Below are 25,974 nucleotides of genomic sequence, written 5' to 3' on the forward strand. Positions count from 1 at the left end.
GCGATGCAGGTTCCACTTCATCTTTGGGACTGCCCGTTTATCGGCGACGCCCCGAAGATTTTTGTCTATTGCCGGGCTTATTTACGCCCTGAGTGACCGAAGCCGCCTTCGCCGCGATCGGTGGTGTCAAACTCTTCCACCAGGTTAAATTCCGCCTGTACAACGGGCACGAACACCATTTGCGCGAGACGCTCGCCGGGTTCGATGGTGAAGCTCTGCTGACCGCGGTTCCAGACGGAAACCATCAGCTGACCCTGATAGTCGGAATCAATCAGGCCGACCAGGTTACCCAGGACGACGCCGTGTTTATGACCCAGCCCGGAGCGCGGGAGAATCACTGCTGCCAGAGACGGATCGGCAATATGAATCGCCAGGCCAGTTGGCACGAGGAGCGTAGCGCCAGGCGCCAGCTCTACGGCGTCATCGAGACAGGCTCGCAGGTCAAGTCCGGCGGAACCGGAGGTGGCATAGGTCGGCAGCGGAAATTGCTGACCAACGCGCGGGTCCAGAATCTTAACGTCGATTTTTTTCATCATAACGGGTCACGATCTCGTCGAGTAATAATTGGCCCAGGAGTTCCTTGCGCTCAAGTGGTAAGCGCTTATCTCCCTCCTGCCAGAAAAGGTGTAATGCATTGCTGTCGCTGTTAAATCCCTGATTTGGCTGTGAAACATCATTAGCGCAGATCAGATCAAGATTTTTGCGGGCTTGCTTTTGCCGTGCGTATTCTTCCACATTATTCGTTTCGGCGGCAAACCCAACGACGTAAGGGCGGTTGGCCTTAAGCGCGGCGACCCCTGCGACGATATCCGGATTTTTAACCATTTTCAGGGTGAGTTCATCACCTTGTTTTTTGATTTTTTCTTTGGCAATGGTGACCGCACGGTAGTCGGCGACCGCCGCGCAGCCAATAAAAATATGCTGCCGTGAGGCGCCGTTTTGCACCACGGCTTCCATTTCCAGCGCCGTGGTGACATCAATTCTTTGTACAAACGGCGGCGTAGGTAGAGAAACCGGGCCGCTTACCAGCGTGACGTTTGCCCCGCGACGCGCGGCGGCGGCGGCAATCGCGAAGCCCATCTTACCAGAACTGTGGTTAGTGATATAACGCACCGGATCCAACGGCTCGCGGGTTGGGCCCGCGGTAATCATGATGTTGAGATGTTGCAAATCTTTGACAGGAGAGAAGTGCTGCGCGGCCATATCCACAATGGTCAGCGGGTCCAGCATCCGCCCCGGCCCAACATCGCCGCAGGCCTGGCTGCCGCTGTCCGGGCCCCAGACCAGCAAACCGCGCGAGGCAATCACCTCAAGATTATGCTGGGTGGCGGCGGCGCGATACATTTGCTGATTCATGGCGGGCACGACCGCGACGGGCGACGGCGTCGCCAGGCAAATCGTCGAGACGAGATCGTTAGCCATGCCTGCCGCGACTCGGGCGATTAAATCGGCGGTCGCCGGAGCGAGAATAACCAGATCGGCCCATTTCCCCAGCTCAATGTGGCCCATTGCGGCTTCGGCGGCCGGGTCGAGCAGGCTGTCGGAAACCGGATAACCCGATACCGCCTGTAAACTTAATGGCGTAATGAAGGCTTTAGCGGCTTCCGTCATGGCGACGCGGACATCCGCACCGCGGTCGCGCAGGCGGCGCACCAGTTCCGGCGTTTTATAGGCAGCAATGCCGCCGCTCACGCCGAGAACGATCTTTTTACCAGCCAGACTCATCATGATTTTTTCCTGTTGCGGTACACCAGAATTCGCGCATCTTATCACAATCCTCACGGCATCGTGTGCCTGGTGGCGATCCACTTTGCGAGGCGCTACGCAGGGATAAAACTTGCCTGTCGGCGGCGCAAAAAGGCTGTGTCAGGATAGCGGGGAGTGGGAAGGAGAGGCCGCGATGGAGATACAGGAAACCCTCATGCCGAGGGAAAAGATGCAGCGTTACGGTATCGAAGTTTTATCGGATATCGAGCTGTTAGCGCTGTTTTTACGTACTGGTACGCGCACGCAGGACGTGATGACATTTTCGCGAGAGCTGCTGCAGCGATTTGGCTCGCTGTACGGCCTGCTTTCGGCGGAAGAGTCACAGTTCGCTGAGATTGAAGGCATTGGTCTGGCGAAATATGCGCAGCTAAAAGGGATTGCTGAACTGGCGCGACGCTATTTCAGCCTGCGGATGACGGAAGAGCCCTCATTGGTCACCCCGTCGATGACGCGGGAGTTTCTGCAAAGCCAGCTGGCCGACGAAGAGCGCGAGATCTTCATGGTGATCTTTTTAGACAATCAGAACCGGGTATTGAAACATAGCCGACTTTTTTCTGGTACTCTTAGCCACGTTGAGGTGCATCCGCGAGAAATCGTACGCGAAGCCATCAAAGTGAACGCCGCCGCGGTGATCCTGGCACATAATCATCCATCCGGAAGTCCTGAGCCGAGTAAGGCCGACAGATTGATTACCGAAAGAGTGATAAAATGTTGTCGATTCATGGATATACGTGTGCTCGATCACCTTGTTATCGGCCGCGGAGCGTACGTATCTTTTGCTGAACGCGGCTGGATTTAGCCCCGATCATGCGATCCATCGGGATCTTTGTCTGTTCGGGACTTGAGCACATCGCAGAGTCAGCGTATACTACGCCACCTTTGAGAATCTCGGGTTTGGCATTTGGGCCTGGCAATCGAGAGTTCAATAGAACTATGCGATGACCGGGCTGTAAAGCCTGACGAGGCGCCAATACCCCATACGAAGCTCGAGCTAATTTGATTTTTGGAGAATAGACATGTCCCGAGTCTGCCAAGTTACTGGCAAGCGTCCGGTGACCGGTAACAACCGTTCCCACGCACTGAACGCGACTAAACGCCGTTTCCTGCCGAACCTGCACTCTCACCGTTTCTGGGTTGAGAGCGAGAAGCGTTTTGTCACCCTGCGCGTATCTGCTAAAGGTATGCGTGTTATTGATAAGAAAGGCATTGATACAGTTCTGTCCGAACTGCGTGCCCGTGGCGAAAAGTACTAAGTACTTAGAGGAAATAAATCATGGCTAAAGGTATTCGTGAGAAAATCAAGCTGGTTTCTTCTGCTGGTACTGGTCACTTCTATACCACCACGAAGAACAAGCGTACTAAGCCGGAAAAACTGGAACTGAAAAAGTTCGATCCAGTTGTCCGTCAGCACGTTTTATACAAAGAAGCTAAAATCAAATAATTTTAGGTTCCTTGTAAAGAAAAACCCCGCCTCGGCGGGGTTTTTTGTTATTAAAACGACGCCACCGTCGGCGCTGGCGGCAGTTTAGCCCTCCTGTGGCAGGCGGAAGAGCAAGCTGAACAATAATTGCCCTGAACCTCGTCGCTGAACGCGGTAAGATAGAGCATCCAGCCGTTTTTGTTCGAGAAAAGAATGCCTGAATTACCTGAAGTAGAAACCAGCCGCCGCGGCATTGAGCCTCACCTGGTTGGTGCGACCATCCTGCACGCCGTTGTGCGCAACGGGCGCCTGCGCTGGCCGGTTTCCGAAGAGATCTATCGCCTGAGCGACGTTCCTGTGCTCAGCGTGCGCCGCCGCGCTAAATATCTGCTGCTCGAACTGCCCGACGGCTGGATTATCGTCCATCTCGGCATGTCGGGAAGCCTGCGTATCCTCAGCGGAGATCTGCCGGCGGAAAAACACGACCACGTGGACCTGGTGATGAGTAACGGCAAGGTCCTGCGCTATACCGATCCGCGACGCTTTGGCGCCTGGCTGTGGACTAAAGAGCTGGAAGGGCATCCGGTGCTGGCGCATCTGGGACCGGAGCCGCTGAGCGATGAGTTCAACGCCGATTATCTCCAGCAGAAATGCGCGAAGAAGAAAACTGCGATCAAGCCCTGGCTAATGGATAACAAGCTGGTGGTCGGCGTGGGTAATATCTACGCCAGCGAATCGCTATTTTCGGCGGGTATTCACCCCGACAGGCTGGCCTCTTCGCTGTCGCGCGAGGAGTGCGAACAGCTGGTGAAAGTGATTAAGCTGGTCCTGCTGCGCTCCATCGAACAGGGTGGGACGACGCTGAAAGATTTCCTGCAAAGCGACGGTAAACCGGGTTATTTTGCCCAGGAGCTGCAGGTGTATGGCCGCAAGGGCGAGCCGTGCCGCATTTGCGGGACGCCGGTTATCGGCAGTAAACACGCCCAGCGGGCGACGTTTTATTGTCGCCAGTGCCAGAAATAATATGCGGTGGTTGCGGTGAACCCGGCTCGCGCTGCGCTTAGCCGGGCTACGCGTCCGTGCGATTTGATTGGGTAGCCCGGACAGATGCGCAGCATCGCCTGCGGGAAGAGACCCGATGGCGCAGGATTACAGCTTCTTCAGCAGCGCCTGGTGAACGTTTGCCGGCAGAAAGTGGGAGACGTCGCCCTGGTGGCGCGCCACTTCTTTTACCAGCGAAGAGGAGATAAACGACCACTCTTTGCACGGCATCAGAAACACGCTCTCCAGCGTCGGCATTAAATGACGGTTCATATGGGCCAGCTGCATCTCATATTCAAAATCCGCCACCGCCCGCAGGCCGCGAATTAAAATGTTCGCCTGCTGCGCGCGGGCAAAATTGGCCATTAAATCGCTGAAGCCAATAACCTCAACGTTGACCAGATGCGCCGTTGCCTGGGTGGCCAGTGCGATGCGCTCGTCGAGAGTGAACATCGGCTTTTTGCTCGGGCTGGCGGCGATAGCCAACAGCACCTTATCGAACATGCTGGCCGCGCGAGTGACGATATCGATATGGCCGTTGGTGATAGGGTCGAAGGTTCCCGGATAGATCGCTTTTGTGCTCATAATGACACTTTCTCCGAGTAGCCGCGGCTCAGGGCCCACAGCTCGGTGTATTTATTAAACGTGTATTGCGCGTTGACCACCGCCAGTAGCCAGCCTTGTTTCCCATCCAGAATGCCGCCGCGCAGCAGCAGCGTTTTCACAAAGGCGCCCAGCGTATGGCCGAAGATAGCGGCCAGCGAGGTCTTTTTGCCTCTCTGATGGCGCTCCTGCGCCCAGGCGGCGGCGTAGGCCAGCTGCTTTTGCTGAAAGCCGGAGAAATCACGGCAGGTCAGATGCAGCAGATCGCCCGCGAGCTCGATAACCGGCGCGCCTCGGGCATCGAGAGATTCGTGGACCAGATTATCGTTATAGCGGTAACGGCCGCGTTCGTACAAGCGCATCACGCGATCGGGATACCAGCCGCTGTGGCGCATAAAGCGGCCAAGAAAATAGTTGCGCCGGGCAATGCTGTATATTGCGCCGGTTTGCGGCGCGGCCAGCACGCTGCGGATAGACTGCGCAAGCTCCGGAGTGACGCGCTCGTCGGTATCGATCATCAGCACGTAATCGCCGGTGGCGTAGTCCTGGGCGCGCTGGCGTTGAATACCGTAGCCCTGCCAGTCGCGATTGACATGCACCTGAACGCCCATGCTGCGGGCTAATTCGACGGTGTTGTCGCTACTGCCGGAATCCAGCAGCACTATCTCATCGGCCCAGCTTACCGACGCCAGACAATCAGGCAGCAGATCCGCCGCGTTTTTGGCGATCATCACGACCGAGAGTCGAGGCGACATTAGTGGCTCCGCTGCGGCAGATAGGGTTGGAGTAACTGTAGCAGACGGGAGAGCGCGCCCTGGTTTTGGTGCAGGACTTCCACCGCGTGACGACCATACCACAGACGGTAATCTTCATCGGTCAGCAGGTTTGACACCTCCGTCACCAGCGAGTCGGCGTCGGTGACGGTAATCAGTCCATCGTCCTGCTGCAGCTTGGCGCAGATATCTTTGAAGTTAAAGGTGTGCGGGCCCATCAGTACCGGTATCGCATGAGCAGCGGGCTCCAGCGGGTTATGACCGCCGCGCTCCACCAGGCTACCGCCGACAAACGCGAGGTCGGCAATGCCGTACAGCAGCATCAGCTCACCCATGGTATCGCCAATCACCACCTGGGTACTGTTCGACGGGATTTCGCCGGTACTGCGCAGGGTGTAGCTCATTCCCGCTTTCTGCACCATCTCGCGGGCGTCGCCGAAGCGCTCCGGGTGGCGCGGGACAAGGATCAGCAGCAGGTTGGGGAAGCGCTCCAGCAGCTTTTTATGCGCCTGAAGAATGATTTGCTCTTCGCCGTCGTGGGTGCTGGTGGCAATCCATACCTGGCGGTGCGGCGCCCACTGGCGACGCAGGGTGATAGCGCGAGCGGCCAGCTCCGGCGTGACTGAAATATCAAACTTCAGGCTGCCGGTGACCGCCAGTTGATTGCGTTTCAGGCCAAGGGCGATAAAGCGGCTGGCGTCTTCTTCATTCTGTGCGGCGATAAGGGTAATGCGGCTCAGCAGCCGACGCATAAATTTGCCCAGTTTGGCATAGCCTTTCGCCGAGCGTTCGGACAGCCGGGCGTTGGCGATAACCAGCGGAATTTTGCGTTTATGCAGCGTGGCGACCATGTTCGGCCACAGTTCGGTTTCCATGACGATAACCAGCTTTGGCTGAACGGTATTGAAGAAGCGGTTCATTGCGCCGGGAAGATCGTAAGGCAGATAGACGTGATGGACGTCTTTACCGAAAGCGGACATCGCGCGTTCGGAGCCGGTTGGCGTCATGGTCGTGACGGTGATCGGCAGATAGGGGTAGCGGTGGCGTAGCGCGCGCACCAGCGGGATAGCCGCCAGCGTTTCACCCACGGAAACGGAATGCAGCAGGATGCCACCCGGTTCTACCTTGTTCTGGCAGAAGCCATAACGTTCCTTCCAGCGTTTACGATAGGCAGGGGCCTTACGGCTGCGTAACAGCAGTCGCAGCCACACCAGCGGCTGAATGAGGTAAAGTAGGGCGGTATAAAGCAATTCCAAGCGATTTATCCGTATTTATGTTTTTGCGGGCAAATTCTAAGCATTTAACCCGCGTAAAGCTATCTCTTTGGCGGAAACTAAGGGATTCAGTATTAAGCCGCGTCGCGATAGCGCTTGATGCGCAGATAGCGGCGTCCAAGACGCCAGCGTAGACGGAACGTATGGGCATTTTTCCAGATCAGGCTCCAGATACCGCGGTCAAAGAACTCTTTAATGATAATATGCTTTTTTGACTCATCTTTCATGCTATCGAAGGTATGAATAATTCCCAGCCCCTCTTTAGCGATCTGCCAGCGGCAGGCGGAAATATTGCGAACCTTGTCCGGATAGCGCTGGTTGATGGCGTCCAGCATCTCAAGAATCTTCATATAGTGGCGCGCTGAACGCATCAGCGTATCGTCATTGTCCGGCTTATGCGACACCGATTCCGAATGGATGTAGTAATCGTAGAACTGCTCGCTGGTGTACTGCACGCGTTCTGCCGCCAGCAGCACTTCCGTGGTCCAGGGAATATCCTGATGACGCAGGCCCGGCTCAAAATGGAAGCGGTGATCCGCGATAAACTCGCGGCGGTAAATATTGAGCCAGGTGACATGCAGGAACTTACGAGAATCCAGCGCCTGTTTTAACCAGACGTGGCCGGGCAAAACGCCGGTCGACTGTAGCCGGTCCAGCGGGAAAATAGGATGGATATCTTTTTTCGTCTCGTAGACGTAGCGGCCGTTGCAGGTGGCGACGTCAAGATTGCCCTTTTCCGCCATTTCCAGAAGCGTACGGTACATGCCCGGGTAAAGCTTATCGTCGATATCCGGAAAGGTCAGGTATTTACCGGTCGCCGCGGCGAGCCCGGTATTGCGCGCCACCGACACGCCCTGGTTTTCCTGTTCCAGTACGAGCACGTTTTGCAGGCGCTCTTTCCACTGGTCGATAACCGCAAGGCTACCGTCCGTCGACCCGTCGTTCACCAGGATCAGTTCATAGCTTTCCAGCTGCTGTTGCTCAAGGCACTCAAAGAATTGCGCAAGGAATTTTTCGCCGTTATAGACGGCGGCTACGATGCTTAGTAAAGGCGTTTGACTCATAAATCATTCGATCCTGGTTGAATAACGGCGTCAGGCGCTGCGCAGCTGACGATACTGCTGACAAATCGATGCCACGCTGAATTTCTCCAGCGCCGAGGCGTCGATGGCAGGGGGGCTATGGTAAATGCTTTGCATCGTATGAGCCAGCGCCGGGCTGTTGAGATCCGCCAGGCCGCGCGACAGCTCGCCGGTGAGGATCTCGGTCACGCCGCCCGGGCAGCGGGTGCTGGCGACCGGCGTATCCAGCAGCAGCGCTTCAACCACCACGTTGCCAAAACCTTCGCTATCGGAACTCAGGACCAGCATCCGCGCGCCTTTGATCCACGGCAGCGGATTTTTCTGGAAGCCTTTAAACAGGACGCGATCGGCAACCTGTAGCTGCTGCGCCAGCTGGCGCAGGCGCTGCTCTTGTTCCGGTTTTCCCTGTCCCAGCAGCACCAGCGGCGCATCAATACCGCTTTGCGCATACGCCTCAATCAGGCGGTCGTGGCGTTTACCGGGATGAAAGCGGCCCACGTGAATAATATAGTCGCCGTCGGGTCGCTGGCTGGGCTCTTCAGCCGCTGCGCGCAGCGCGGCGATATCAAACGGGTTATAGATGGTTTTCAGCTGGGCCGGGCGAATGGCGAACTGCTCGACCAGATCTTGACCTACCGCATCGGAGACGGTGACGACGTTGCGTCCCTGGTAAACGCGTCCGATCTTCTGCTGCTTAAGCCAGCGGTCAAAACCGGTGCGATGGCCGAGATAGGAAGTAGAGAATACGCCGTGCAGGCAATACCAGACGTTTCGCCCGTTCAGCAGGCGGCTGCGGGAGACAATGCGGTCAGTTTTATGCAGATTCGAGAGCACCAGATCGAAGCGGCCCTGCCGTTCTGCGCTATCGATGGCCGCATCAAGCTGGCGCGCGCGCCGGGAGAGTTCCGTCAGTTTGCGCCACGGTTTGCGGCAGCGGTCGGCGATGACCTGATAATCCAGTCCTTCCGGCAGCGGATAATCGCAGACGTCGCGCAGGGAAAAAAGCGATACCTGTTCTCCCTGGCTGAGAAAGTGCGCCGCCAGCGTCAGCACGACTTTTTCCGCGCCGCCGCCGGGCAGGCCGTCGATAACAAACAATATGCGCATCGTTATTTCACCAAATCCTGATAAAGGGAGAGCAGCTGCGCCGAGAGGCGTTCGCTGGTGCAGGCCATGATGCGCTCGCGGGCGCGTTCGCCTTCCGCGGAGCCTAACGCCCGGGCGGGAAGGGCGCTAACCGACTCCTGCAGGGCCGGGATATCCAGCGCATCGCAAACGTAGCCATTGCTGCCCTGAACAATAAACTCCGCGCCGCCGCAGCCGGTAGTGGTAATGACCGGCAGGCCGCAGGCCATCGCTTCGAGAATAACGTTGGGAAACGGGTCGTACAGCGTCGGCAGCAGCAGGCCGTCGGCCATCTGATAGAACGGCAGGGTTTCCGACTGCATGCCGAAAAAGCGCACCCGCTCCTCGCAGTTCAGCGTTTTCGCCAGCTGCTGATAACGACTCTGCTCTTTATCTTTGCCCACTACCAGCAGGTAGCGGTTGGTCGGCGCGATGGCGCGGATCGCCGCATCCAGCCCCTTGCGCTCAAAGCCGGAGCCGACGTAAATCAGGCAGGTCGCCTGGAGCGGCAGATTCCATTTGGTACGCAGCGCGACAAAGGCCGCTTCCGTCGGCGGCAGAAAACGCTGGTTATCGATGGCGTTATAGATAACGTGGATTTTTTCCGCCGGCAGGCCGAAGTCTGCAATAATCTCGCGTTTAATCATCTCCGCGTTGCAGATAACGCCGCGCAGGTGCGAGTCCTGGTACATTTCGCGCTCGGCCTGCATCACATAGCGATGGTAGCGATCGGCAAACAGCAGGCGGCTTTTCCAGCCGGGCAAAATGCGCGAGCGCTGCTGCAGCCAGCGGCGGTGTACGCCGTCTCCGGCGCGGTACAGGTCGCAGCCGGGGATACGCTCATGGCTTTGCACCAGATCGAAGGCTTCGCGCTGCCACAGCTGGCGGGCGGCGTCGGCAAACCCACGCTCGCGGCTGATCCGCCCCCACTTGCGCGGGTTGCAGATGTGGATGTTCCACTCGGGCTTCACCGGCCCCTGCCACTCGCGGGTGATGACGTTCAGCTCAAGGTCGCTGTCGTCGAGGGCCTCCAGCGCGCGGGAGACAAATCGTTCCGCGCCGCCGTCCGGGCGATACTTCTGGCGTACCAGAGCCAGCCTGAATTTACTCATGCCAGTACCTTTTTCGCCGCCGCGATAACCGCGTCGGTGGGGATTAAATCGAGATAGCGTTCCTCGGTGTTGGTATCTATGTCGTCAGGATCGGGAATCGAGCCGAAATCACCCGCCCAAATTACCTCACCCTGCGCCTGCCATGGACGCCAGAAAGTGAGCTTGGAGGGGCCGAATAGCGCCACCAGCGGTGTGCCCAGCGCGGCGGCCATATGCATCGGCACGGAGTCGACGCCGATAAACAGGCGGGCATGGTCGATGAGAGACGCCAGCTGGCGCAGGGTGAGCTGCCCGGCGAGGGAGTACAGGCGAGCATTGGGACAGCCCGTCATAATCGTGTCGATCATCTGCTTCTCTTTGGCGTCGGGGCCGGAGGTCAGCACGACCGGATAGCCTGCCTCAGAAAGCGCGTTTATCAGAGCGCTCATCCGCGTTTCGCGCCAGCATTTAAAGAACCAGCGGGAGGTCGGCTGAATGACGATATAGTTGTCCTGAAATCCTTCCGGCAGCAGCGCGCGGCTGGCGAGCCAGTCCTGTTCGCTGTAGCCCATCGTTGCCGGCGCATCATCAATATCCAGCCCAAGCGGCGCCAGAATCGACAGATTCTGCTGTACGGTATGCAGCTGGTTGTGCAGCTCGGTTGAGGCGAGGGCGGTATGGCAAAAACGCCAGGCCGGATGACGACGCTTCGGAAAGTCAAAGCCGATGCGGGTGGTCGCCCCGGTCAGTTTAGTGATAATCGCGCTGGGCCACTGATCGGCAAGATTGAGCACCATATCGTAGCGCTGCTGGCGGAGCGTGCGGATCAGCTGCCATTCCATCTTGAGCTGATGGCCGGTGCCCTGTTTTTTCCAGCGCCGATCGATACCATAAATATGGCGGATCTCAGTATTCGCTGCGAGCATATCCCGGGTTTCTTCATAAAGCAGCACATCCACGCAGGCGGCGGGGTATTGCTGTTTTAGCGCGTGAATAAGCGGCGTTATCAATAACATATCGCCATGATGGCGAAGCTTAATAACCAGGATTCGCGCCGGGTTCACGCGGCCGGAAGTGCGGGTTTCAGGCGTCATTCTCTGTTCTTCATTCAGGGTCAGGGCTCCGATTCTAGGGGATCAGATAGATTGAGAGAAGCCTTGTCTTGCTCTACCATGACCCGATACGTATGGCCTGAGGACGTTTTCGTGCACAAACCCGCATTTCTCATCACGATTGATACAGAGGGCGATAACCTCTGGCAAAAACATGACAGCATCACCACCGAGAATGCGCGCTATTTACCGCGTTTTCAGCAGCTTTGCGAAAAGTATGGCTTCAAACCGGTTTATTTGACCAACTATGAAATGGCCATCGACCCGGTTTATATCGAATTCGCCAAAGATGTGATTGCCCGGGGGACGGCGGAAATCGGCATGCATCTGCATGCCTGGAACAGCCCACCGACCGACCCGCTTACCGATGACGACTGGCGGCATAAACCGTATCTGATCGAGTACAGCGATACGGCGATGCGGGCAAAAGTCGACTATATGACCCGTCTGCTGGAGGATACCTTCCAGACTAAAATGGTCAGCCATCGCGCCGGACGCTGGGCGTTTGACGAGCGCTACGCGCGTCTGCTGGTGGAGTATGGCTATCTGGTCGATTGCTCGGTTACTCCCAGGGTGAACTGGAAAACGGCGAAAGGCGCGCCGCAGGGCGACGGCGGTACCGATTATCGTCACTTCCCGCAGCACGCCTACTTTCTCGACGAGAACGATATTCGTCGTGAAGGCCAGTCGTCGCTGCTGGAAGTGCCAATGAGCATTCAGTACAAGCATTCTGCGTGGATGAATAGCCTGAAGCAGGGTTACGATCGCCTGCGCGGCAAAGTCCGCTCGCCGTCGGTACACTGGCTGCGTCCGATGGGCGGCAACGTGGAGACGATGAAAAAAGTGGTCGAACAAACGTTGACTCAGGGTAATGACTACGTCGAATATATGCTCCACTCTTCTGAGTATATGCCTGGCGGCAGCCCGACGTTTAAAAACGAGCAGGATATTGAGCGCTTATATGCCGATCTGGACGCTTTTTTCAGCTGGCTGGCACCGCAGGTGAAGGGAATGACGTTGGCGGAATATTACCAACAGAAACGCGCACAGCGATAAAAGATCACAACCAGGTACCGTATGCGTATCGTGAAGCAGTTCACGCGGAAGAAAAATGCCTTCTTCCGCGAAATTAAATTTAATTTGATTAACTATCGTTACAGAAATAAAAGCGCACGCCAGCCTTTTAATCCCGCGAAGATTCAGCATGTTTTATTATTGCGCCTGGATGACAAAGTCGGGGATATGGTCGTGACGACCGGCTGCGCAAAGCTTTTGGCTGACCGGGGCTATAAGGTGTCTGTTCTTACCGGGCCTGTCTGTAAACAGATGCTTGCCGGTGCGGATTTTCTTGAGCAGGTCTATTTATATCAGCCGCGGATGCCCTTAAATGCGCTGCGTGCGGTGGGATTTGACGCGGTCGTTGATTTTGATGATGTTAAAACCTACGAGCGTTTTAAACTGCTCTCTGATCTGCGGCCTGGCTGCGTTATTGGTTTTAATAAACAAGAATATAAGCTTTACGATCACTCCATTCCTTTTTTTGACAGCGCCAGGCATATTTCCGCCCGCTACAAAGAAGTGGCCAGGCTATTTGGCATAGAACACGATCGTTACCACTATCATCTGCCCGGCGATCTTCACGAACGGGAAAGGGTTAAGCTTTTACTTAATCAGGAAAAAGCGCGCGCTCTCTGTATTGCGATCAACCCGTTTACCGCTTCAACGGATAAAGACTTTTGTCATCATCAGGTGGCGACTCTGATTGACCGCCTGCATACGCTTCCGTATGCCGTGAGCGTCATCATGGTTGGGCATAGCGAAAAAATTCGCCAGCTAAATCTGGATAAAGCGCTATATCTGCCTGATAGCAATATTAATTCAGCGGTAGAGATCGTTCGCCAGTGCGATCTGGTGATTACGGCGGATACCGCCATCGTGCATATTGCCCGCGCATTCGACAAGCCCATGGTGGCGGTTTACAACAAACGTAAGCTCAAAGATACCGGTTTGCCGGGCTATACTATTTGGGCGCCGGGTTATGACAAGGCCAGACAGATTGTCTGTGAAGAGACCCACGTCGCCGACATGACGATTGACGCCGTCTGGCCGGTGATTAAAGCGCAGGCGGACGACCTGGTTGCCTCTCGCGAGCAGGCATAAAAAAGGCCCGTAACGGGCCCTTTGCTTAGCGTTTCGCCTTCAGGCTGCCGCTCAGCGCAATACCCAGCGGTAGCCAAAACAGCGGCCAGGTTTCGCGAGGATTGCTGATGATAAACATGCCCTGCGAAGCCATAAAAATCAGCGCATAGATAAAAATCGCCAGTCCGTAGCGGCCATCCTGCTGTTTGCGCCATGCCTGCCATAGCCCTCCGGCAATCACCGCCAACAGCAGCGCCAGACCAATGATGCCGCCTTTCAGCAGGGCGCCAAGATAGACGCTGTGGGTGGTGGTGATATGTTCGCCGCTGTAGTTGGTAAAGTTCAGCTCGTAGTCAAAACCTCGCCCCAGCCACGGCTGGCTGGCCACTTCCTCGATCGTATGATGCCAGATGCTGATGCGCAAACCGCTTTGCGTCCCCAGCTCCTCAAAGCGCGCCAGCAGCAGGTCTCCAGTGGGGGTGAAGAAGAAAAGCAGTCCCAGAATCATCGCTAACGCGGCGACAATCAAGATATTACGGCGGGTAAAGACGTGCAGATGCAGGGTGCAAACAAACGCCACCAGTAGGGCGATAATCGGGCCGCGGCTTTGGGTCAGAAATAGCATCACCAGCATGATAGCCATCGGCACATACAGAAGGTGGCTGCCTTTTTCTTTCAGCAGCATGGCGCAAATAAGAACCCCAATACCGCAATAACCCGCCAGGTCGATAACGTTGGTCGGGCCGGGATTATCCGGCGACACCAGGCGCTCCTTGAGGACCAGGGTGAAGTCGATAACCATCGTCCAGATAGACAGCACCGCGATCCCGGCCACGATGCTCAGCAGCGTCAGATGCCGGGTGCGAGGATGGCCAAGTAGCGTTGTCAGCAGCAGAAGATAGAAAATGGTATAGGTGCCGTGGGTCAGAGGGGAATCGATATGCTGCGGCGTCTGGCCCCAAATATTGCTCAGCGCATAGTACACGCAGAATACGACCAGCAGACCATAGACCGGCCACTGCTGGCGCAGGCTCTCCGCTAATGCCCGGCGGTTGTCTGTGTTCAGCTGTGAAAGCAAAAACAGCAAAATGGATAAATGAAGAAGGTTATTTGCGCGAGTTGATACGCAAAAAATAGCGCTAAAAAACAGAAACAAAGGAAAGAAAATGGTGTAACCCTGTCTGGCATAACTACTGATTTTTAAAGTACTCATCAAATGAAACCTTTTCGAAAATCGTTTCCGGAACCGCGCTTTCTAAGGAGAAGTTAACGACCCGAATATGGTTTTGTTGCAGCACGTTGGCAGCGTGCGAAAAGGACGGCATGACCAGGTCATCCACCTTATTTGCCAGCCAGGAGGGGAGTTTATCCTGTTCCGTTTCGTAGAACCGCGGCTGGTTGAAATTGCTCATATCCAGCCCGCTTATCAGAATAGTTTTAAATCCCAGCCACATCAGAATTTGCAGAGCCCAGTAGACCACGGTACCGGCATCAAAAATGCCATGGCGGATGTCGGTGCTAAAGCAAATATCCTGCCTTTGCGGATGAAAGCGTAGCGCGGTGACGCCGCGCCAGACCTGCTGTATCGCGCTTCTCGGGACTTTAGGCTGGTAAATTTTATAACAGGCGTCTTCAATTAATGCCAAACGACAGCGAAGCGCTGAGCCGTGGCGGTCGAGGATTTTGGCAATGCCATGCATGGTGGTGAAGAGTACGATGTCCGGTTGGCTAATCACCGCACGAATAATGTCCGGTTTTTTATCGTAAAACTCCATGTCCACAATGGTATAGAGCGAAAATTTAATTTTATCAGAGAGATGCCACGCGCCATTCACCCCCATCACCGGGATGCTTTTCGGCAGCCGCGTAAAATCGATACTGCGCGTAGAGGGACCGGTTGCCGTCAGCAGCACTTCGCCCTGAGCGCTATCTTTTAGTTCGCTGAGGTTGACCAGCGGGACCGCTTTTCCTTTGTATTTCAGGGTGCGGATTTCACCGCTTGCCGCGCGGGTGATATGGGTAAACGGCCAAAGATTTTCGTTATGGCGAAAGGCTCGTCGATGCGTGTAGCGATAGATCTGCTTAAATAATGAACCCATTAAGCCAGTTCCTGAGATTTCAACAGTTGCAGAATCCGGGAGGCGGCAATATCCCCCGTGCTGTTGCCGCTTTCCGGGCGCACGACATACTGGTTTTTACCGTAGCCGCCAATCAGCCCCGGATCGGTCGGGCCGTACAGCGTGAAGTTCGGTTTATCGAGCGCGGCGGTGAGATGGCTCAGTCCGGTATCGACGGAAACCACTCCGCGCGCGCCTGCCAGCACCTGGGCCACCTGCTCCAGGCTCATACGCGGCAGGACGTCGACAAAATCGTGCCCATCCGCCAGGCGTCTGGCCCGCGCTTCTTCATGGGGGGCGCCCCACGGCAGTTTGATACGCACGCCGCTGTCGGCAAGCAGAGCGATTAGCGCTCGCCAGTTCTCTTCCGGCCAGTGTTTATCATCCCGCGTTGTGGCGTGGAGAAATACCAGATAGGGCACAGCGGAGGCGTCGGCCTGGCGCAAAAAATGGCGAGCGATAGCGTAGTCGCCCTGGGTTTCCGGCTTCGCGTAGCCAAGGCTTTTAGCGAACAGCTCGCGGGTGCGCTCAACGGCGTGCTGCTGTTTGGCGATATGGTGGCGACGGTTATAGAACAGGCTCGCCAGCGGTTCGCGAGCGGTCTGCCAGTCCATACCGTGCTTAACGCCGCGGGCCAGTCGGGTGACCAGCGCGGCGCTCTTCACCAGCCCCTGGGCATCAATGATGGCGTGGTACTTTTCCGCCTGTACGGCGTCGCGAAATGCCTTGCGTTCGGCTTTAACGGGCGCGGAAAACCACGCTTTGCGCCAGCGACGAATCGCCACCGGAATGACCCTGTCGACGGTCTCATGCCAGGAGGGGATCTGTGCGAAGCCCTCTTCAACCACCCAATCGAAACGAATGCCGGGAAAGGCCAGCGCGGCGTCGCTCAGCGCGGGCAGCGTATGCAGCACGTCGCCCATGGACGAGGTTTTTACGATCAATACCCGCATCCGTCAGGCTTCCTCTTGTTCCGTTTTTTCCAGCAGCAGGTCGTTTAATTCTTCCAGTACGCGCTGCGGCGTAATGTCGATCAAACTCTGATGATAGCCTTCGGCGGCGTCGCCTTTACGCACTTTGTGGTAGCCGCTGATCAGGCGGATAACGCGCGCTTTGTGCGACAGCGGAGGGGTGAAGTCCGGGCTACTTGGCCCATAGAGCGCCACCAGCGGACGATCCAGCGCCGCGGCAACGTGCATCAGGCCGGAATCGTTGCTAACCACCGCTTTACAGGCGGCGATCAGAATGACGGCCTGCTCAAGCTGAGTTTCCCCGGCCAGGTTGCGGCACCATGCCTGCTGCTCAGTCGTGAGCGCGGCAAGGATTTCATTACCCGCTTCATGATCTTTTGCGGAACCAAACAGCACGATTTGAAAGCCTTCATCGATCAGCTGTTTCGCCAGCTCGGCGTAGTGATAGTGCGGCCAGCGTTTTGCCGGGCCGAACTCTGCGCCTGGGCAGAAGCCGATTATCGGGCGCTCGGCTGAAATATTAAATGCGCTACAGGCCTGCGATTTTTCGCCTTCATGCACCTGCAGCTGCGGCCAGAGCAGCGGCTGCGGCAGATCTTTCGCGCAGCGCATCACGCCTTTATCGTATGCGAGACCGACGTAGCGTTCGACCATCAGCGGCCAGGCCGCTTTATCCAGCTTACGGGCATCGTTCAGCAGGCCGTAGCGCATCTCGCCGAGCCAGCCGGTGCGATGCGGGATACCGGCGAAAAACGGCACCAGCGCCGATTTAAACGAGTTCGGCAGCACGTAAGCGCGATCGTAGCGACGCTCGCGCAGGCTGTGCCCAAGCTTGCGCCGTTCGCCGATTTCCAGCGCGCCGTGGCCGAGCGGCATCGGGATCGCTTCGTTGACTTCCGGCATGCGCGATAGCAGCGGACGGCACCATGTGGGCGCCATCACGTCGATTATCGCCTGGGGATAGCGCGCCCTGAGCGTACGATAGAGACTTTGCGACATCATCATGTCGCCCACCCATGACGGGCCTACCACCAGTATCTTCATTCATTTCATCCTTCAAGCTGTCTCTGCGTTGGCTGCCTTCGTTCACTTCAGTCACATCGTTATCCTATGTTCCTGAAGATTCGCTCAGTTGCTGCCTTAATACCGCCCGAATGATTTTATGAATTCGCATGATTGTCGCGATTGAGCCAGGCCATATATTCCGTTACGCCTTCGGCGACGGTCTTGAACGGTTTATCATAGCCCGCTGCGCGCAGGTTAGTGAGATCCGCCTGGGTAAACGCCTGATAGCGGCCTTTCAGCTTATCCGGGAACGGAATGTATTCGATGCTGCCTTTCTTATGATAAGCCAGCGTTGCGTCTGCAACGGCCTGGAAAGACTCCGCACGGCCGGTGCCGAGGTTAAAGATGCCGGAAACGCCGTTTTCCCAGAACCACAGGTTTACCGCCGCGACGTCGCCGACGTAGACGAAGTCGCGCTTGAAGCCATCGCTGCCTTCGAACAGTTTCGGACTTTCGCCATTATTCAACTGAGTGTTCAGATGGAACGCGACGCTGGCCATGCTGCCTTTATGACCTTCGCGCGGCCCGTAGACGTTGAAATAGCGGAAGCCGACGATCTGCGAATTTGCTTCCGGCAGGATCTGACGGACGTATTCATCAAACAGAAACTTGGAGTAGCCGTAAACGTTGAGCGGCTGTTCGTATTCGCGGGATTCAATAAAGTCGCTGGTGCGGCCGCCGTAGGTCGCGGCGGAAGAGGCGTACAGGAACGGGATTTCACGCTCCAGGCAGTAGTGCAGTACCTCTTTGGAATACTGATAGTTGTTATCCATCATGTACTTGCCGTCCCACTCTGTAGTGGACGAGCAGGCGCCTTCATGGAAAATGGCGTCGATATCGCCGAACTCCTCGCCCGCCATAATTTGGATCAGGAAGTCTTCTTTATCCATGTAATCGGCAATGTTCAAATCCACCAGGTTGATGAATTTAGTGCCGTCTTTCAGATTATCTACGACCAGAATGTCGGTAATGCCTTTGTCATTCAGCGCCTTAACGATATTGCTGCCGATAAAGCCTGCGCCGCCGGTAACGATGATCATAACTGTAACCTTTGAAGTGGGTAGTCCAGAGACAATCCGGACATGAATACTCCTATCATATCACCACATCGGAAAGGCTTCAGCCATTCGCCGATAAGGTGAAGAGGGTCTCGTGATTTATGCTGCAAATAATTCATGCAGTAATGCATCATCTCGTATCAGCGTATAGCTTTAGGTAATATGTGCCAAATTTTGCCGAATCTGGAGAGTTGCAATGCGTGGTGATTTCTACAAACAGTTAACCAATGACCTCGATACCGCGCGCGCGGAAGGGTTGTTTAAAGAAGAGCGTATTATTACTTCGGCGCAGCAGGCGGATATCACCGTCGGCGGTAGCCAGGTCATTAACTTCTGCGCCAATAACTATCTGGGTCTCGCGAACCACCCGGATCTCATTGCCGCCGCGAAAAGCGGTATGGATAGCCACGGTTTTGGCATGGCCTCCGTGCGCTTTATCTGCGGCACTCAGGATAGCCACAAAGCGCTTGAGAAGAAGCTGGCGGATTTTTTAGGCATGGAAGACGCGATTCTGTACTCCTCCTGCTTCGACGCCAACGGCGGACTGTTTGAAACTCTGCTCGGCGCAGAGGATGCGATTATCTCCGATGCCCTGAACCACGCGTCGATCATCGACGGCGTGCGCCTGTGTAAAGCGAAGCGCTTCCGCTATGCCAACAACGACATGCAGGAGCTGGAAGCCCGTCTGAAAGAGGCGCGTGAAGCCGGCGCGCGTCATGTGCTGATCGCCACCGACGGCGTGTTTTCGATGGACGGCGTGATAGCCAACCTGAAAGGCGTTTGCGACCTCGCGGATAAATACGATGCGCTGGTGATGGTCGATGATTCTCATGCTGTGGGTTTCGTAGGGGAAAACGGCCGCGGTTCCCATGAGTACTGCGACGTGATGGGCCGCGTTGACATTATCACCGGTACGCTGGGTAAAGCGCTGGGCGGCGCGTCCGGCGGCTATACTGCCGCGCGCAAAGAAGTCGTCGAGTGGCTGCGCCAGCGCTCGCGTCCGTATTTGTTCTCCAACTCGCTGGCTCCGGCGATTGTCGCCGCTTCGATCAAAGTGCTGGAGATGGTGGAAGCCGGCAGCGAACTGCGCGACCGCCTGTGGTCGAACGCGCGCCTGTTCCGCGAAAAAATGACTGCGGCAGGGTTTACCCTCGCGGGCGCCGACCACGCCATTATCCCGGTAATGCTCGGTGAAGCCACCGTGGCGCAGCAGTTCGCGCGCGAGCTGCAAAAAGAAGGTATCTACGTCACCGGATTCTTCTATCCGGTGGTTCCAAAAGGCCAGGCGCGTATACGTACCCAGATGTCTGCGGCGCATACCCCTGAACAAATTGAACGTGCGGTGGAAGCCTTTACCCGCATCGGTAAACAACTGGGCGTCATTGCCTGAGGGTGTGAGATGAAAGCGTTATCCAAACTGAAGGCGGAAGAAGGCATCTGGATGACCGACGTACCGGAACCGGAAGTCGGCCACAACGATCTGCTGATTAAAATTCGCAAGACCGCGATTTGCGGTACCGACGTACATATCTATAACTGGGACGAATGGTCGCAAAAGACCATTCCGGTACCGATGGTTGTGGGCCATGAATACGTTGGCGAAGTGGTGGGTATCGGTCAGGAAGTTCGCGGCTTTAAGCTGGGCGACCGCGTTTCCGGCGAGGGGCATATCACCTGCGGCCACTGCCGTAACTGCCGCGCCGGCCGTACGCATCTGTGCCGCAATACGACGGGCGTCGGCGTGAACCGTCCGGGCTGTTTTGCCGAATATCTGGTGATCCCGGCGTTTAACGCTTTTAAAATTCCGGACAATATCTCCGACGATCTGGCATCGATTTTTGACCCGTTTGGCAACGCTGTACATACCGCGCTTTCATTCGACCTCGTGGGTGAAGACGTACTGGTTTCCGGCGCAGGCCCCATCGGCGTGATGGCGGCCGCGGTGGCGAAACACGTTGGTGCGCGCAACGTCGTGATTACCGACGTTAACGAATATCGCCTGGAACTGGCGCGCAAAATGGGCGTCACCCGGGCGGTGAATGTGGCGAAAGAGAACCTTAGCGATGTGATGGCCGAGCTGGGCATGACGGAAGGCTTCGATGTGGGCCTCGAGATGTCCGGTGCGCCGCCGGCGTTCCGCACCATGCTCGATACTATGAACCATGGCGGGCGCATCGCCATGCTGGGTATTCCGCCGTCGGATATGTCCATCGATTGGACCAAGGTGATCTTCAAGGGGCTGTTTATCAAAGGGATTTATGGTCGCGAAATGTTCGAAACCTGGTACAAGATGGCCGCGCTCATCCAGTCCGGCCTCGATCTGTCGCCGATCATCACCCACCGCTTTGGCATTGATGATTTCCAGCAGGGCTTTGACGCGATGCGCTCCGGCCAGTCTGGCAAAGTTATTCTCAGCTGGGATTAACCTGCTCCGAATTTGAGCTTAAAAAAGCGCCTGCGGGCGCTTTATTTAGAGAGCTGACTTCCACTTTTCTGATTTTTAATCCACTCCGCACTTTTTCTAAATCGCTTTCTCACCTATTCGTTTATACAGTCAGTTTAATCGCAGTTTAACCACACAAGTACTATGCTTAAACTCTCTGTATGCTTATTGACCTGTAATTCATCCCGCTTATTACGGGAGGTTTTACCACCTTTGCTTAAGGTGGCCGATGAATTTATCGTCATCGACTCAGGCAGCACGGATGCCACGCTGCAGATTTGCCAACAGTTCGGGCTCACCGTTCACCATCATCCCTATACTTCTCACGGCGCGCAGATGAACTACGCGACCTCTCTGGCCTGCCACGATTGGGTGCTGTGTATGGATAGCGATGAGATTCTTGACGACGAAGTGGTGGCGGCTATTCTGGCGCTGAAGGCGGGGGACGATCCTGACCCGGCCCGCGCCTGGCGACTGCCGCGTTACTGGTTCGTACTGGGCGAGGAGGTTCGCACCATTTATCCGGTATCATCGCCGGATTTCCCGGTTCGTTTGTTTAATCGCTCCGTCGCCAGGTTCAACGATCGGCCGGTAGACGATCAGGTCGTGGGCTTTCAGCACTCCAGCAAGCTACCGGGCTTCGTGCGACACGACACCTTTTACTCCCTGCATGAGGTGTTTAATAAGCTCAATAGCTACACTACGCGGCTGGTTAAATACCAGAAGATCAGGCCATCTCTCGCACGCGGAGCGATCAGCGCGATTGGCGCTTTCTTTAAATGGTATCTGTTCAGCGGGGCCTGGCGAAAGGGTAAGGTGGGCGTGGTCACCGGGCTCTATGCGACCTTTTATAGCTTTCTGAAATACTTTAAAGCCTGGTATGCCCATCAGGATAAGCCGGAATCCGCGGCGGATAAACGCCGGGACTCCAGGACGGTTTAGTTGGTGGGGGTATCCCAGCCCTGCCACTTCAGCTGGTAATACTGCACCAGCGTACTCTTGCTGATGCTTTCGCTCAGAATGGTAAAGAAGCGGCTGGCGTTGATCGGCTCCGGAGGGCGCTTAGATTTGCACTGCTTCACGCCACGGAACGGGTTGCGCGGCGGCTGTTTCGGCGGCGGGGCAGCGTTCGGCGTTGAGGTGTCCACCTGCGGCTCGTTGAGCAGGCTGCTCGGGCGAACCAGGGTGATATCCGGCGGCAGGTTATACACCATCTGCTGCAGCACGCGCACCGTCGTCGGGTGCGGGTGGCCGATAGCAATTGCGGAACCGTTGCGTCGCGCCAAAGCGATGGCGCGGTTGAACTGATAGCGAATATCCGCTTCGTTTTGGGTATCGTCGAGGAAAACCTTACGCTTAATCACCTTAACGCCGGTGCCCTGCGCCGCCCGCATGGCCTGGGTATTGCCGATGGTGACGCTATCCAGAAAGTAGAGATTGTAGCGCTCAAGCGCCTGCATCACTTTCTGCATACCGAAGAGATTCGACGTCATGGCGCTGCCCATATGGTTATTCAGCCCCACGGCGTACGGAACCTTACCGTAGGCTTCGCGGATAATGCGTTCTATCTCGCTGCTGTTCATATCCGGGCGGAGGGTATCTTTTTCCAGCGGCTGTTTACTGATCGGCGCCATCGGCAGGTGAATTAGCACCTCGTGGCCGAGATTATGCGCTTTCGTCGCCATTTCGCGGGCGTGGGGCGCATTAGGAAGTACGGCAACGGAGATCGTCGCTGGCAGCGCCAGCACCTGATTTTCCGTTTGTGGACGATAGCCAAAGTCGTCGATAACAATGGAGAGTTTGCCGGCAAAAACCGGCGACGCCATAACCAGCGTACTGGTTACCGCGAGTGCAATTCTGCGAAATTGAAGCAAAACTTATCTTCCCAACCACGGCTGTGGATTGACCGCCTGACCCTGGCGGCGAATTTCGAAATAGAGCGACGGACGGCCCTGACCGCCGCTGCTGCCTACGAGAGCGATCGGCTGGCCCGCCCGGACCTGAGTGCCGACGCTGACCAGCGCGCTTTGGTTATAGCCGTAAAGACTCATGTCGCCTTTGCCGTGTTCAACGACCACCACCAGGCCATAGCCCTGCAGCCAGTCGGCAAGAATAACCCGACCATCGGCAACGGCTTTGACCTCGGTGCCTTCAGACGCAGCGATAACCATCCCCTTCCAACGTAGTTCACCTTGCAGCTGTTCGCCATAGCGATGGAGAATTGAGCCGCGAACCGGCCAGAATGCCTGGCCTCGCGGTGAACCAAGCCCGCCGGTGCGGGACATCAGCGAGCGTTCGCTTTCGGTAGGTTTGTAGGTGGTGCCTTTACGTGAGGCTTCCTGCTGGCGATTGCGTACGTCCTGCGCTTCGCGGGCTTCGCGATCCGCTCGCGCTTTGGCCGCCGCCGCCGCCTGGGCGATACGACCGCGCAGGCGTGATTCGTTAGCCCGCATTTCGCTGAGCTGCTGCTGGCCTTGCTGAATAGAGGATTCAAGGCTGGCGAGGGTTTTTTTACGCTCGTTGCGCGCCTGCTCCAGCTTACTCTGCTGGGCGCGCTGCTCGTACACCAGGGTTTGCTGCTGGCTCTGTTTCTCTTCCAGCATGGATTTTTGCACCGCCACGTCTTCGCGAGTTTGCTTGAGCTGGGCGATGGTTTCCTGACGCGCCTGATTCAGATAGCCAAAGTAGGCCTGCAGACGCTGATTACGCTGCCCCTCTTCGCCGCTGAGGATCATCTGGATGCCGGTGTGCGGCCCCTGACGAAACGCGGCATCGAGCTGGGCGGAAAGGTTGCGCTCCTGCGAGGCGCGCTGACGCTCCAGCTTCGCGAGCGCGGCGTTCATTTCGTCGATCTGCTTATTTAGCTGGTTCAGCGTTTCCTGGGTTTCGCGCAGCTTGCGCGCGGCGGCGGAGATGGCCTCCTCCTGCGCTTTAAGCTGGGCAACCAGGGAAGCACGCTGCTGCTGCTGTTGTTTAATCGCCCGCTGTTTAGCGGCAATGTCGGCCTGAATGGATTTAAGCTGGTCGCGATCGTCGGCGTGAGCAGATGCGGCGCACAGCAATACGCCAGCGCTAAGCGCGCTGGCGTAAAGGACGGATCGAACTGCCGTTGCGATCCATGTAGTTGAATAAGTCGCCTTTCCCCTCATGGGGAAGGATTATTCCACGATGAACAGCGGCTTGCCAGTCATCTCTTGCGGGATTTCCATTCCCATCAGCGTCAACATGGTCGGCGCGATGTCGGAAAGTTTGCCGCCGTTGACCGCTTTGACGTTTTTATCGCCAACGTAAATCAGCGGAACCGGCAGGTTGGTGTGCGCGGTGTGCGCCTGGCCAGTGGCCGGATCGCGCATCTGCTCGGCGTTGCCGTGGTCTGCGGTGATCAGCAGCTGTCCGCCAACGGATTCAACGGCTTTGCTCACTTCGTCAATGCAGCGATCCAGCGCTTCTACTGCTTTAACGGCGGCTTCCATCACCCCGGTGTGGCCAACCATATCGCCGTTCGGGTAGTTACAGATGATGGTGTCGAACTGACCGCCCTTGATGGCGGCAACCAGTTTTTCGGTCAGCTCAGCGGAGCTCATTTCCGGCTGCAGATCGTAGGTTGCGACCTTCGGTGAATTGATCAGAATGCGCTCTTCGCCTTTGAACGGCTCTTCAACGCCGCCGTTGAAGAAGAAGGTGACGTGAGCGTATTTTTCAGTTTCGGAGATGCGCAGCTGGGTTTTGTCATTTTTCGCCATCCATTCGCCGAAGGTGTTCACCAGAGATGCCGGCGGATAAGCACAGGCGACTTTAATGTCTGCGGCGTACTCGGTCAGCATGACGAAATCGAGGTTAACCACTTTCTTACGGGCAAATCCGTCGAAATCGGCGTTAACGAAGGCGCGGGTGATTTCGCGAGCGCGGTCGGCACGGAAGTTCATGAAAATCAGCGCATCGCCGTCTTCCATGGCCGCATCGGCCTGGCCTTCAGCGCGAATAACGGTTGCTTTCACGAATTCATCGTTTTCATCGCGTGCATAAGCGGCCTGCAGGCCCGCAACGGCGGTATCGGCCTGGAACTCGCCTTTCGCCAGAGTCATCAGATCGTAAGCCTGCTCAACGCGATCCCAACGGTTGTCGCGATCCATGGCGTAGTAGCGGCCAATGATTGAGGCGACGCGGCCCTTGCCGAGTGCGGCAAATTTATCTTCGAATTTCGCCAGCGTCTTTTCAGCGCTGCGCGGCGGGGTATCGCGGCCGTCGAGGAAAGCGTGCAAATAGATTTTATCCGCGCCGCGTTCGGCTGCCAGCTCCACCATCGCCATGATGTGGTCTTCGTGGCTGTGGACGCCGCCCGGAGACATCAGGCCCATAATATGCACGGCTTTGCCAGCGGCAACGGCTTTATCCACCGCGCCGGTCAGTACCGGGTTGGCGAAGAAGGTGCGTTCTTTGATTTCAACGTCCAGGCGGGTCAGGTCCTGATATACGATGCGGCCCGCGCCGAGGTTGACGTGGCCCACTTCGGAGTTACCCATTTGACGATCCGGCAGACCGACTTCCAGGCCTGAAGCATCAATCAGAGTATGCGGACGTTTTGCCCACAGTGCGTCCATAACAGGGGTTTTGGCGCTGTAAATAGCGTTATCCTGCTGGTCTTCACGGTAGCCATAGCCATCCAGAATCACCAGTACCATAGGTTTTTTAGAAACCGACATTGCGACAACCTCATGCTCAAAGACAGAAAATTTGCGTAATTTTACTACAGCTGAATCGATCAAATCACCGTAAAAGATCAAAGAAAGAGGGCGGCCAGAGCGCATCGCCGCGGCGAGAGCGGTTTTTTTTCGTGACGGGCCGCAGAAAATACATTACATCGCGCTCACTGGCTGTATTTGCCGCAATGCA

The 25,974-nt window shown here is 56.4% G+C and carries 26 protein-coding genes; 9 read left to right on the forward strand and 17 right to left on the reverse strand.

Annotated elements, in window-relative coordinates:
• Positions 1 to 77: 77 nt before the first annotated feature.
• Both dut and coaBC read right to left on the reverse strand, forming a co-directional pair.
• Positions 78 to 536, reverse strand: a complete 459-nt coding sequence (dut, locus tag HMPREF3178_RS07040) for a dUTP diphosphatase (protein WP_004116446.1) — start codon at positions 534 to 536, stop codon at positions 78 to 80.
• Entirely contained in the window at positions 514 to 1,725 is a 1,212-nt protein-coding gene (coaBC, locus tag HMPREF3178_RS07045; protein ID WP_029496766.1) for a bifunctional phosphopantothenoylcysteine decarboxylase/phosphopantothenate--cysteine ligase CoaBC, read from the reverse strand. Before coaBC ends, dut begins: the two co-directional genes overlap by 23 nt.
• Positions 1,726 to 1,900: 175 nt before the next feature.
• On the opposite strand from coaBC, the gene radC reads away from it, so the two are divergent.
• From radC to mutM, 4 genes are all read left to right on the forward strand, one after another.
• A complete protein-coding gene (radC, locus tag HMPREF3178_RS07050) occupies positions 1,901 to 2,566 on the forward strand; it encodes a RadC family protein (RefSeq protein ID WP_004106905.1) in 666 nt (221 codons plus the stop codon).
• Between the two features lie 217 nt (positions 2,567 to 2,783).
• Positions 2,784 to 3,020, forward strand: a complete 237-nt coding sequence (gene rpmB, locus HMPREF3178_RS07055; protein ID WP_002436699.1) for a 50S ribosomal protein L28 — start codon at positions 2,784 to 2,786, stop codon at positions 3,018 to 3,020.
• A gap of 20 nt (positions 3,021 to 3,040) precedes the next feature.
• Positions 3,041 to 3,208, forward strand: a complete 168-nt coding sequence (gene rpmG / locus HMPREF3178_RS07060; protein ID WP_003024094.1) for a 50S ribosomal protein L33 — start codon at positions 3,041 to 3,043, stop codon at positions 3,206 to 3,208.
• Positions 3,209 to 3,400: 192 nt separating this feature from the next.
• On the forward strand, positions 3,401 to 4,210 hold the full coding sequence (gene mutM, locus HMPREF3178_RS07065; RefSeq protein WP_004116441.1) for a bifunctional DNA-formamidopyrimidine glycosylase/DNA-(apurinic or apyrimidinic site) lyase: 810 nt from the start codon (positions 3,401 to 3,403) through the stop codon (positions 4,208 to 4,210).
• A gap of 126 nt (positions 4,211 to 4,336) precedes the next feature.
• Here mutM and coaD read toward each other — a convergent pair whose 3' ends face one another.
• The 7 genes from coaD to rfaQ all read right to left on the reverse strand — a co-directional run bounded on the left by coaD (position 4,337) and on the right by rfaQ (position 11,270).
• On the reverse strand, positions 4,337 to 4,813 hold the full coding sequence (coaD, locus tag HMPREF3178_RS07070) for a pantetheine-phosphate adenylyltransferase (protein ID WP_004106901.1): 477 nt from the start codon (positions 4,811 to 4,813) through the stop codon (positions 4,337 to 4,339).
• Positions 4,810 to 5,586 carry a glycosyltransferase family 2 protein gene (locus HMPREF3178_RS07075; protein ID WP_004106899.1) on the reverse strand — a complete coding sequence of 259 codons (777 nt, stop codon included), beginning with the start codon at positions 5,584 to 5,586 and terminating at the stop codon, positions 4,810 to 4,812. The genes coaD and HMPREF3178_RS07075 overlap by 4 nt, the downstream gene beginning before the upstream one ends.
• The gene (waaA, locus tag HMPREF3178_RS07080; protein WP_004106896.1) at positions 5,586 to 6,860 is read right to left on the reverse strand and encodes a lipid IV(A) 3-deoxy-D-manno-octulosonic acid transferase; all 1,275 of its coding nucleotides are present in this window, start codon (positions 6,858 to 6,860) and stop codon (positions 5,586 to 5,588) included. Before waaA ends, HMPREF3178_RS07075 begins: the two co-directional genes overlap by 1 nt.
• Positions 6,861 to 6,952: 92 nt before the next feature.
• Positions 6,953 to 7,942, reverse strand: a complete 990-nt coding sequence (locus HMPREF3178_RS07085; RefSeq protein WP_004106893.1) for a glycosyltransferase — start codon at positions 7,940 to 7,942, stop codon at positions 6,953 to 6,955.
• Positions 7,943 to 7,972: 30 nt separating this feature from the next.
• On the reverse strand, positions 7,973 to 9,067 hold the full coding sequence (locus HMPREF3178_RS07090; protein ID WP_017145239.1) for a glycosyltransferase: 1,095 nt from the start codon (positions 9,065 to 9,067) through the stop codon (positions 7,973 to 7,975).
• A 2-nt stretch (positions 9,068 to 9,069) separates the two neighbouring features.
• Positions 9,070 to 10,197, reverse strand: coding sequence for a glycosyltransferase family 4 protein (locus HMPREF3178_RS07095; RefSeq protein ID WP_004106887.1), 1,128 nt, complete (start codon positions 10,195 to 10,197; stop codon positions 9,070 to 9,072).
• Complete coding sequence (gene rfaQ / locus HMPREF3178_RS07100) at positions 10,194 to 11,270, reverse strand: putative lipopolysaccharide heptosyltransferase III (protein WP_004106884.1); 1,077 nt, start codon at positions 11,268 to 11,270, stop codon at positions 10,194 to 10,196. Before rfaQ ends, HMPREF3178_RS07095 begins: the two co-directional genes overlap by 4 nt.
• Positions 11,271 to 11,381: 111 nt before the next feature.
• Between rfaQ and HMPREF3178_RS07105 the strand changes: the two genes are divergently transcribed.
• Together HMPREF3178_RS07105 and HMPREF3178_RS07110 are read left to right on the forward strand one after the other, a co-directional pair.
• Positions 11,382 to 12,344, forward strand: coding sequence for a polysaccharide deacetylase family protein (locus tag HMPREF3178_RS07105; RefSeq protein WP_004106881.1), 963 nt, complete (start codon positions 11,382 to 11,384; stop codon positions 12,342 to 12,344).
• 21 nt (positions 12,345 to 12,365) lie between these two features.
• Positions 12,366 to 13,448 (forward strand): glycosyltransferase family 9 protein, encoded by a 1,083-nt coding sequence (locus HMPREF3178_RS07110; RefSeq protein ID WP_004106878.1) that lies wholly within the window; start codon positions 12,366 to 12,368, stop codon positions 13,446 to 13,448.
• A gap of 25 nt (positions 13,449 to 13,473) precedes the next feature.
• On the opposite strand, the gene HMPREF3178_RS07115 is transcribed toward HMPREF3178_RS07110, so the two are convergent.
• From HMPREF3178_RS07115 to rfaD, 5 genes are all read right to left on the reverse strand, one after another.
• A complete protein-coding gene (locus HMPREF3178_RS07115) occupies positions 13,474 to 14,640 on the reverse strand; it encodes an O-antigen ligase family protein (RefSeq protein ID WP_004106875.1) in 1,167 nt (388 codons plus the stop codon).
• A complete protein-coding gene (locus HMPREF3178_RS07120) occupies positions 14,618 to 15,526 on the reverse strand; it encodes a hypothetical protein (RefSeq protein WP_004106872.1) in 909 nt (302 codons plus the stop codon). The genes HMPREF3178_RS07115 and HMPREF3178_RS07120 overlap by 23 nt, the downstream gene beginning before the upstream one ends.
• Positions 15,526 to 16,497, reverse strand: a complete 972-nt coding sequence (gene rfaC, locus HMPREF3178_RS07125) for a lipopolysaccharide heptosyltransferase RfaC (protein WP_004106870.1) — start codon at positions 16,495 to 16,497, stop codon at positions 15,526 to 15,528. The genes HMPREF3178_RS07120 and rfaC overlap by 1 nt, the downstream gene beginning before the upstream one ends.
• A gap of 3 nt (positions 16,498 to 16,500) precedes the next feature.
• Positions 16,501 to 17,559, reverse strand: a complete 1,059-nt coding sequence (gene rfaF / locus HMPREF3178_RS07130; protein WP_004106869.1) for an ADP-heptose--LPS heptosyltransferase RfaF — start codon at positions 17,557 to 17,559, stop codon at positions 16,501 to 16,503.
• A 116-nt stretch (positions 17,560 to 17,675) separates the two neighbouring features.
• Positions 17,676 to 18,620 (reverse strand): ADP-glyceromanno-heptose 6-epimerase, encoded by a 945-nt coding sequence (rfaD, locus tag HMPREF3178_RS07135; protein ID WP_004106868.1) that lies wholly within the window; start codon positions 18,618 to 18,620, stop codon positions 17,676 to 17,678.
• Between the two features lie 214 nt (positions 18,621 to 18,834).
• On the opposite strand from rfaD, the gene kbl reads away from it, so the two are divergent.
• The 3 genes from kbl (at position 18,835) to HMPREF3178_RS07150 (ending at position 22,023) form a co-directional block, all read left to right on the forward strand.
• Complete coding sequence (kbl, locus tag HMPREF3178_RS07140) at positions 18,835 to 20,028, forward strand: glycine C-acetyltransferase (RefSeq protein WP_004116405.1); 1,194 nt, start codon at positions 18,835 to 18,837, stop codon at positions 20,026 to 20,028.
• Between the two features lie 9 nt (positions 20,029 to 20,037).
• Positions 20,038 to 21,063 carry an L-threonine 3-dehydrogenase gene (gene tdh / locus HMPREF3178_RS07145; protein ID WP_004106864.1) on the forward strand — a complete coding sequence of 342 codons (1,026 nt, stop codon included), beginning with the start codon at positions 20,038 to 20,040 and terminating at the stop codon, positions 21,061 to 21,063.
• Positions 21,064 to 21,225: 162 nt separating this feature from the next.
• A complete protein-coding gene (locus HMPREF3178_RS07150; RefSeq protein ID WP_004106861.1) occupies positions 21,226 to 22,023 on the forward strand; it encodes a glycosyltransferase family 2 protein in 798 nt (265 codons plus the stop codon).
• Here HMPREF3178_RS07150 and HMPREF3178_RS07155 read toward each other — a convergent pair.
• The 3 genes from HMPREF3178_RS07155 to gpmM are packed head-to-tail and all read right to left on the reverse strand — an operon-like array spanning position 22,020 to position 25,784.
• Positions 22,020 to 22,955, reverse strand: coding sequence for a divergent polysaccharide deacetylase family protein (locus HMPREF3178_RS07155; RefSeq protein WP_032726811.1), 936 nt, complete (start codon positions 22,953 to 22,955; stop codon positions 22,020 to 22,022). The genes HMPREF3178_RS07150 and HMPREF3178_RS07155 overlap by 4 nt on opposite strands.
• 3 nt (positions 22,956 to 22,958) lie before the next feature.
• Complete coding sequence (gene envC / locus HMPREF3178_RS07160) at positions 22,959 to 24,230, reverse strand: murein hydrolase activator EnvC (RefSeq protein ID WP_004106857.1); 1,272 nt, start codon at positions 24,228 to 24,230, stop codon at positions 22,959 to 22,961.
• A 9-nt stretch (positions 24,231 to 24,239) separates the two neighbouring features.
• Positions 24,240 to 25,784 carry a 2,3-bisphosphoglycerate-independent phosphoglycerate mutase gene (gene gpmM, locus HMPREF3178_RS07165; RefSeq protein WP_017145241.1) on the reverse strand — a complete coding sequence of 515 codons (1,545 nt, stop codon included), beginning with the start codon at positions 25,782 to 25,784 and terminating at the stop codon, positions 24,240 to 24,242.
• Positions 25,785 to 25,974 lie beyond the last annotated feature (190 nt).

The sequence above is a fragment of the Klebsiella sp. HMSC09D12 genome (genome assembly GCF_001808475.1).
GTDB classification, from domain to species: Bacteria; Pseudomonadota; Gammaproteobacteria; order Enterobacterales; family Enterobacteriaceae; genus Klebsiella; species Klebsiella oxytoca.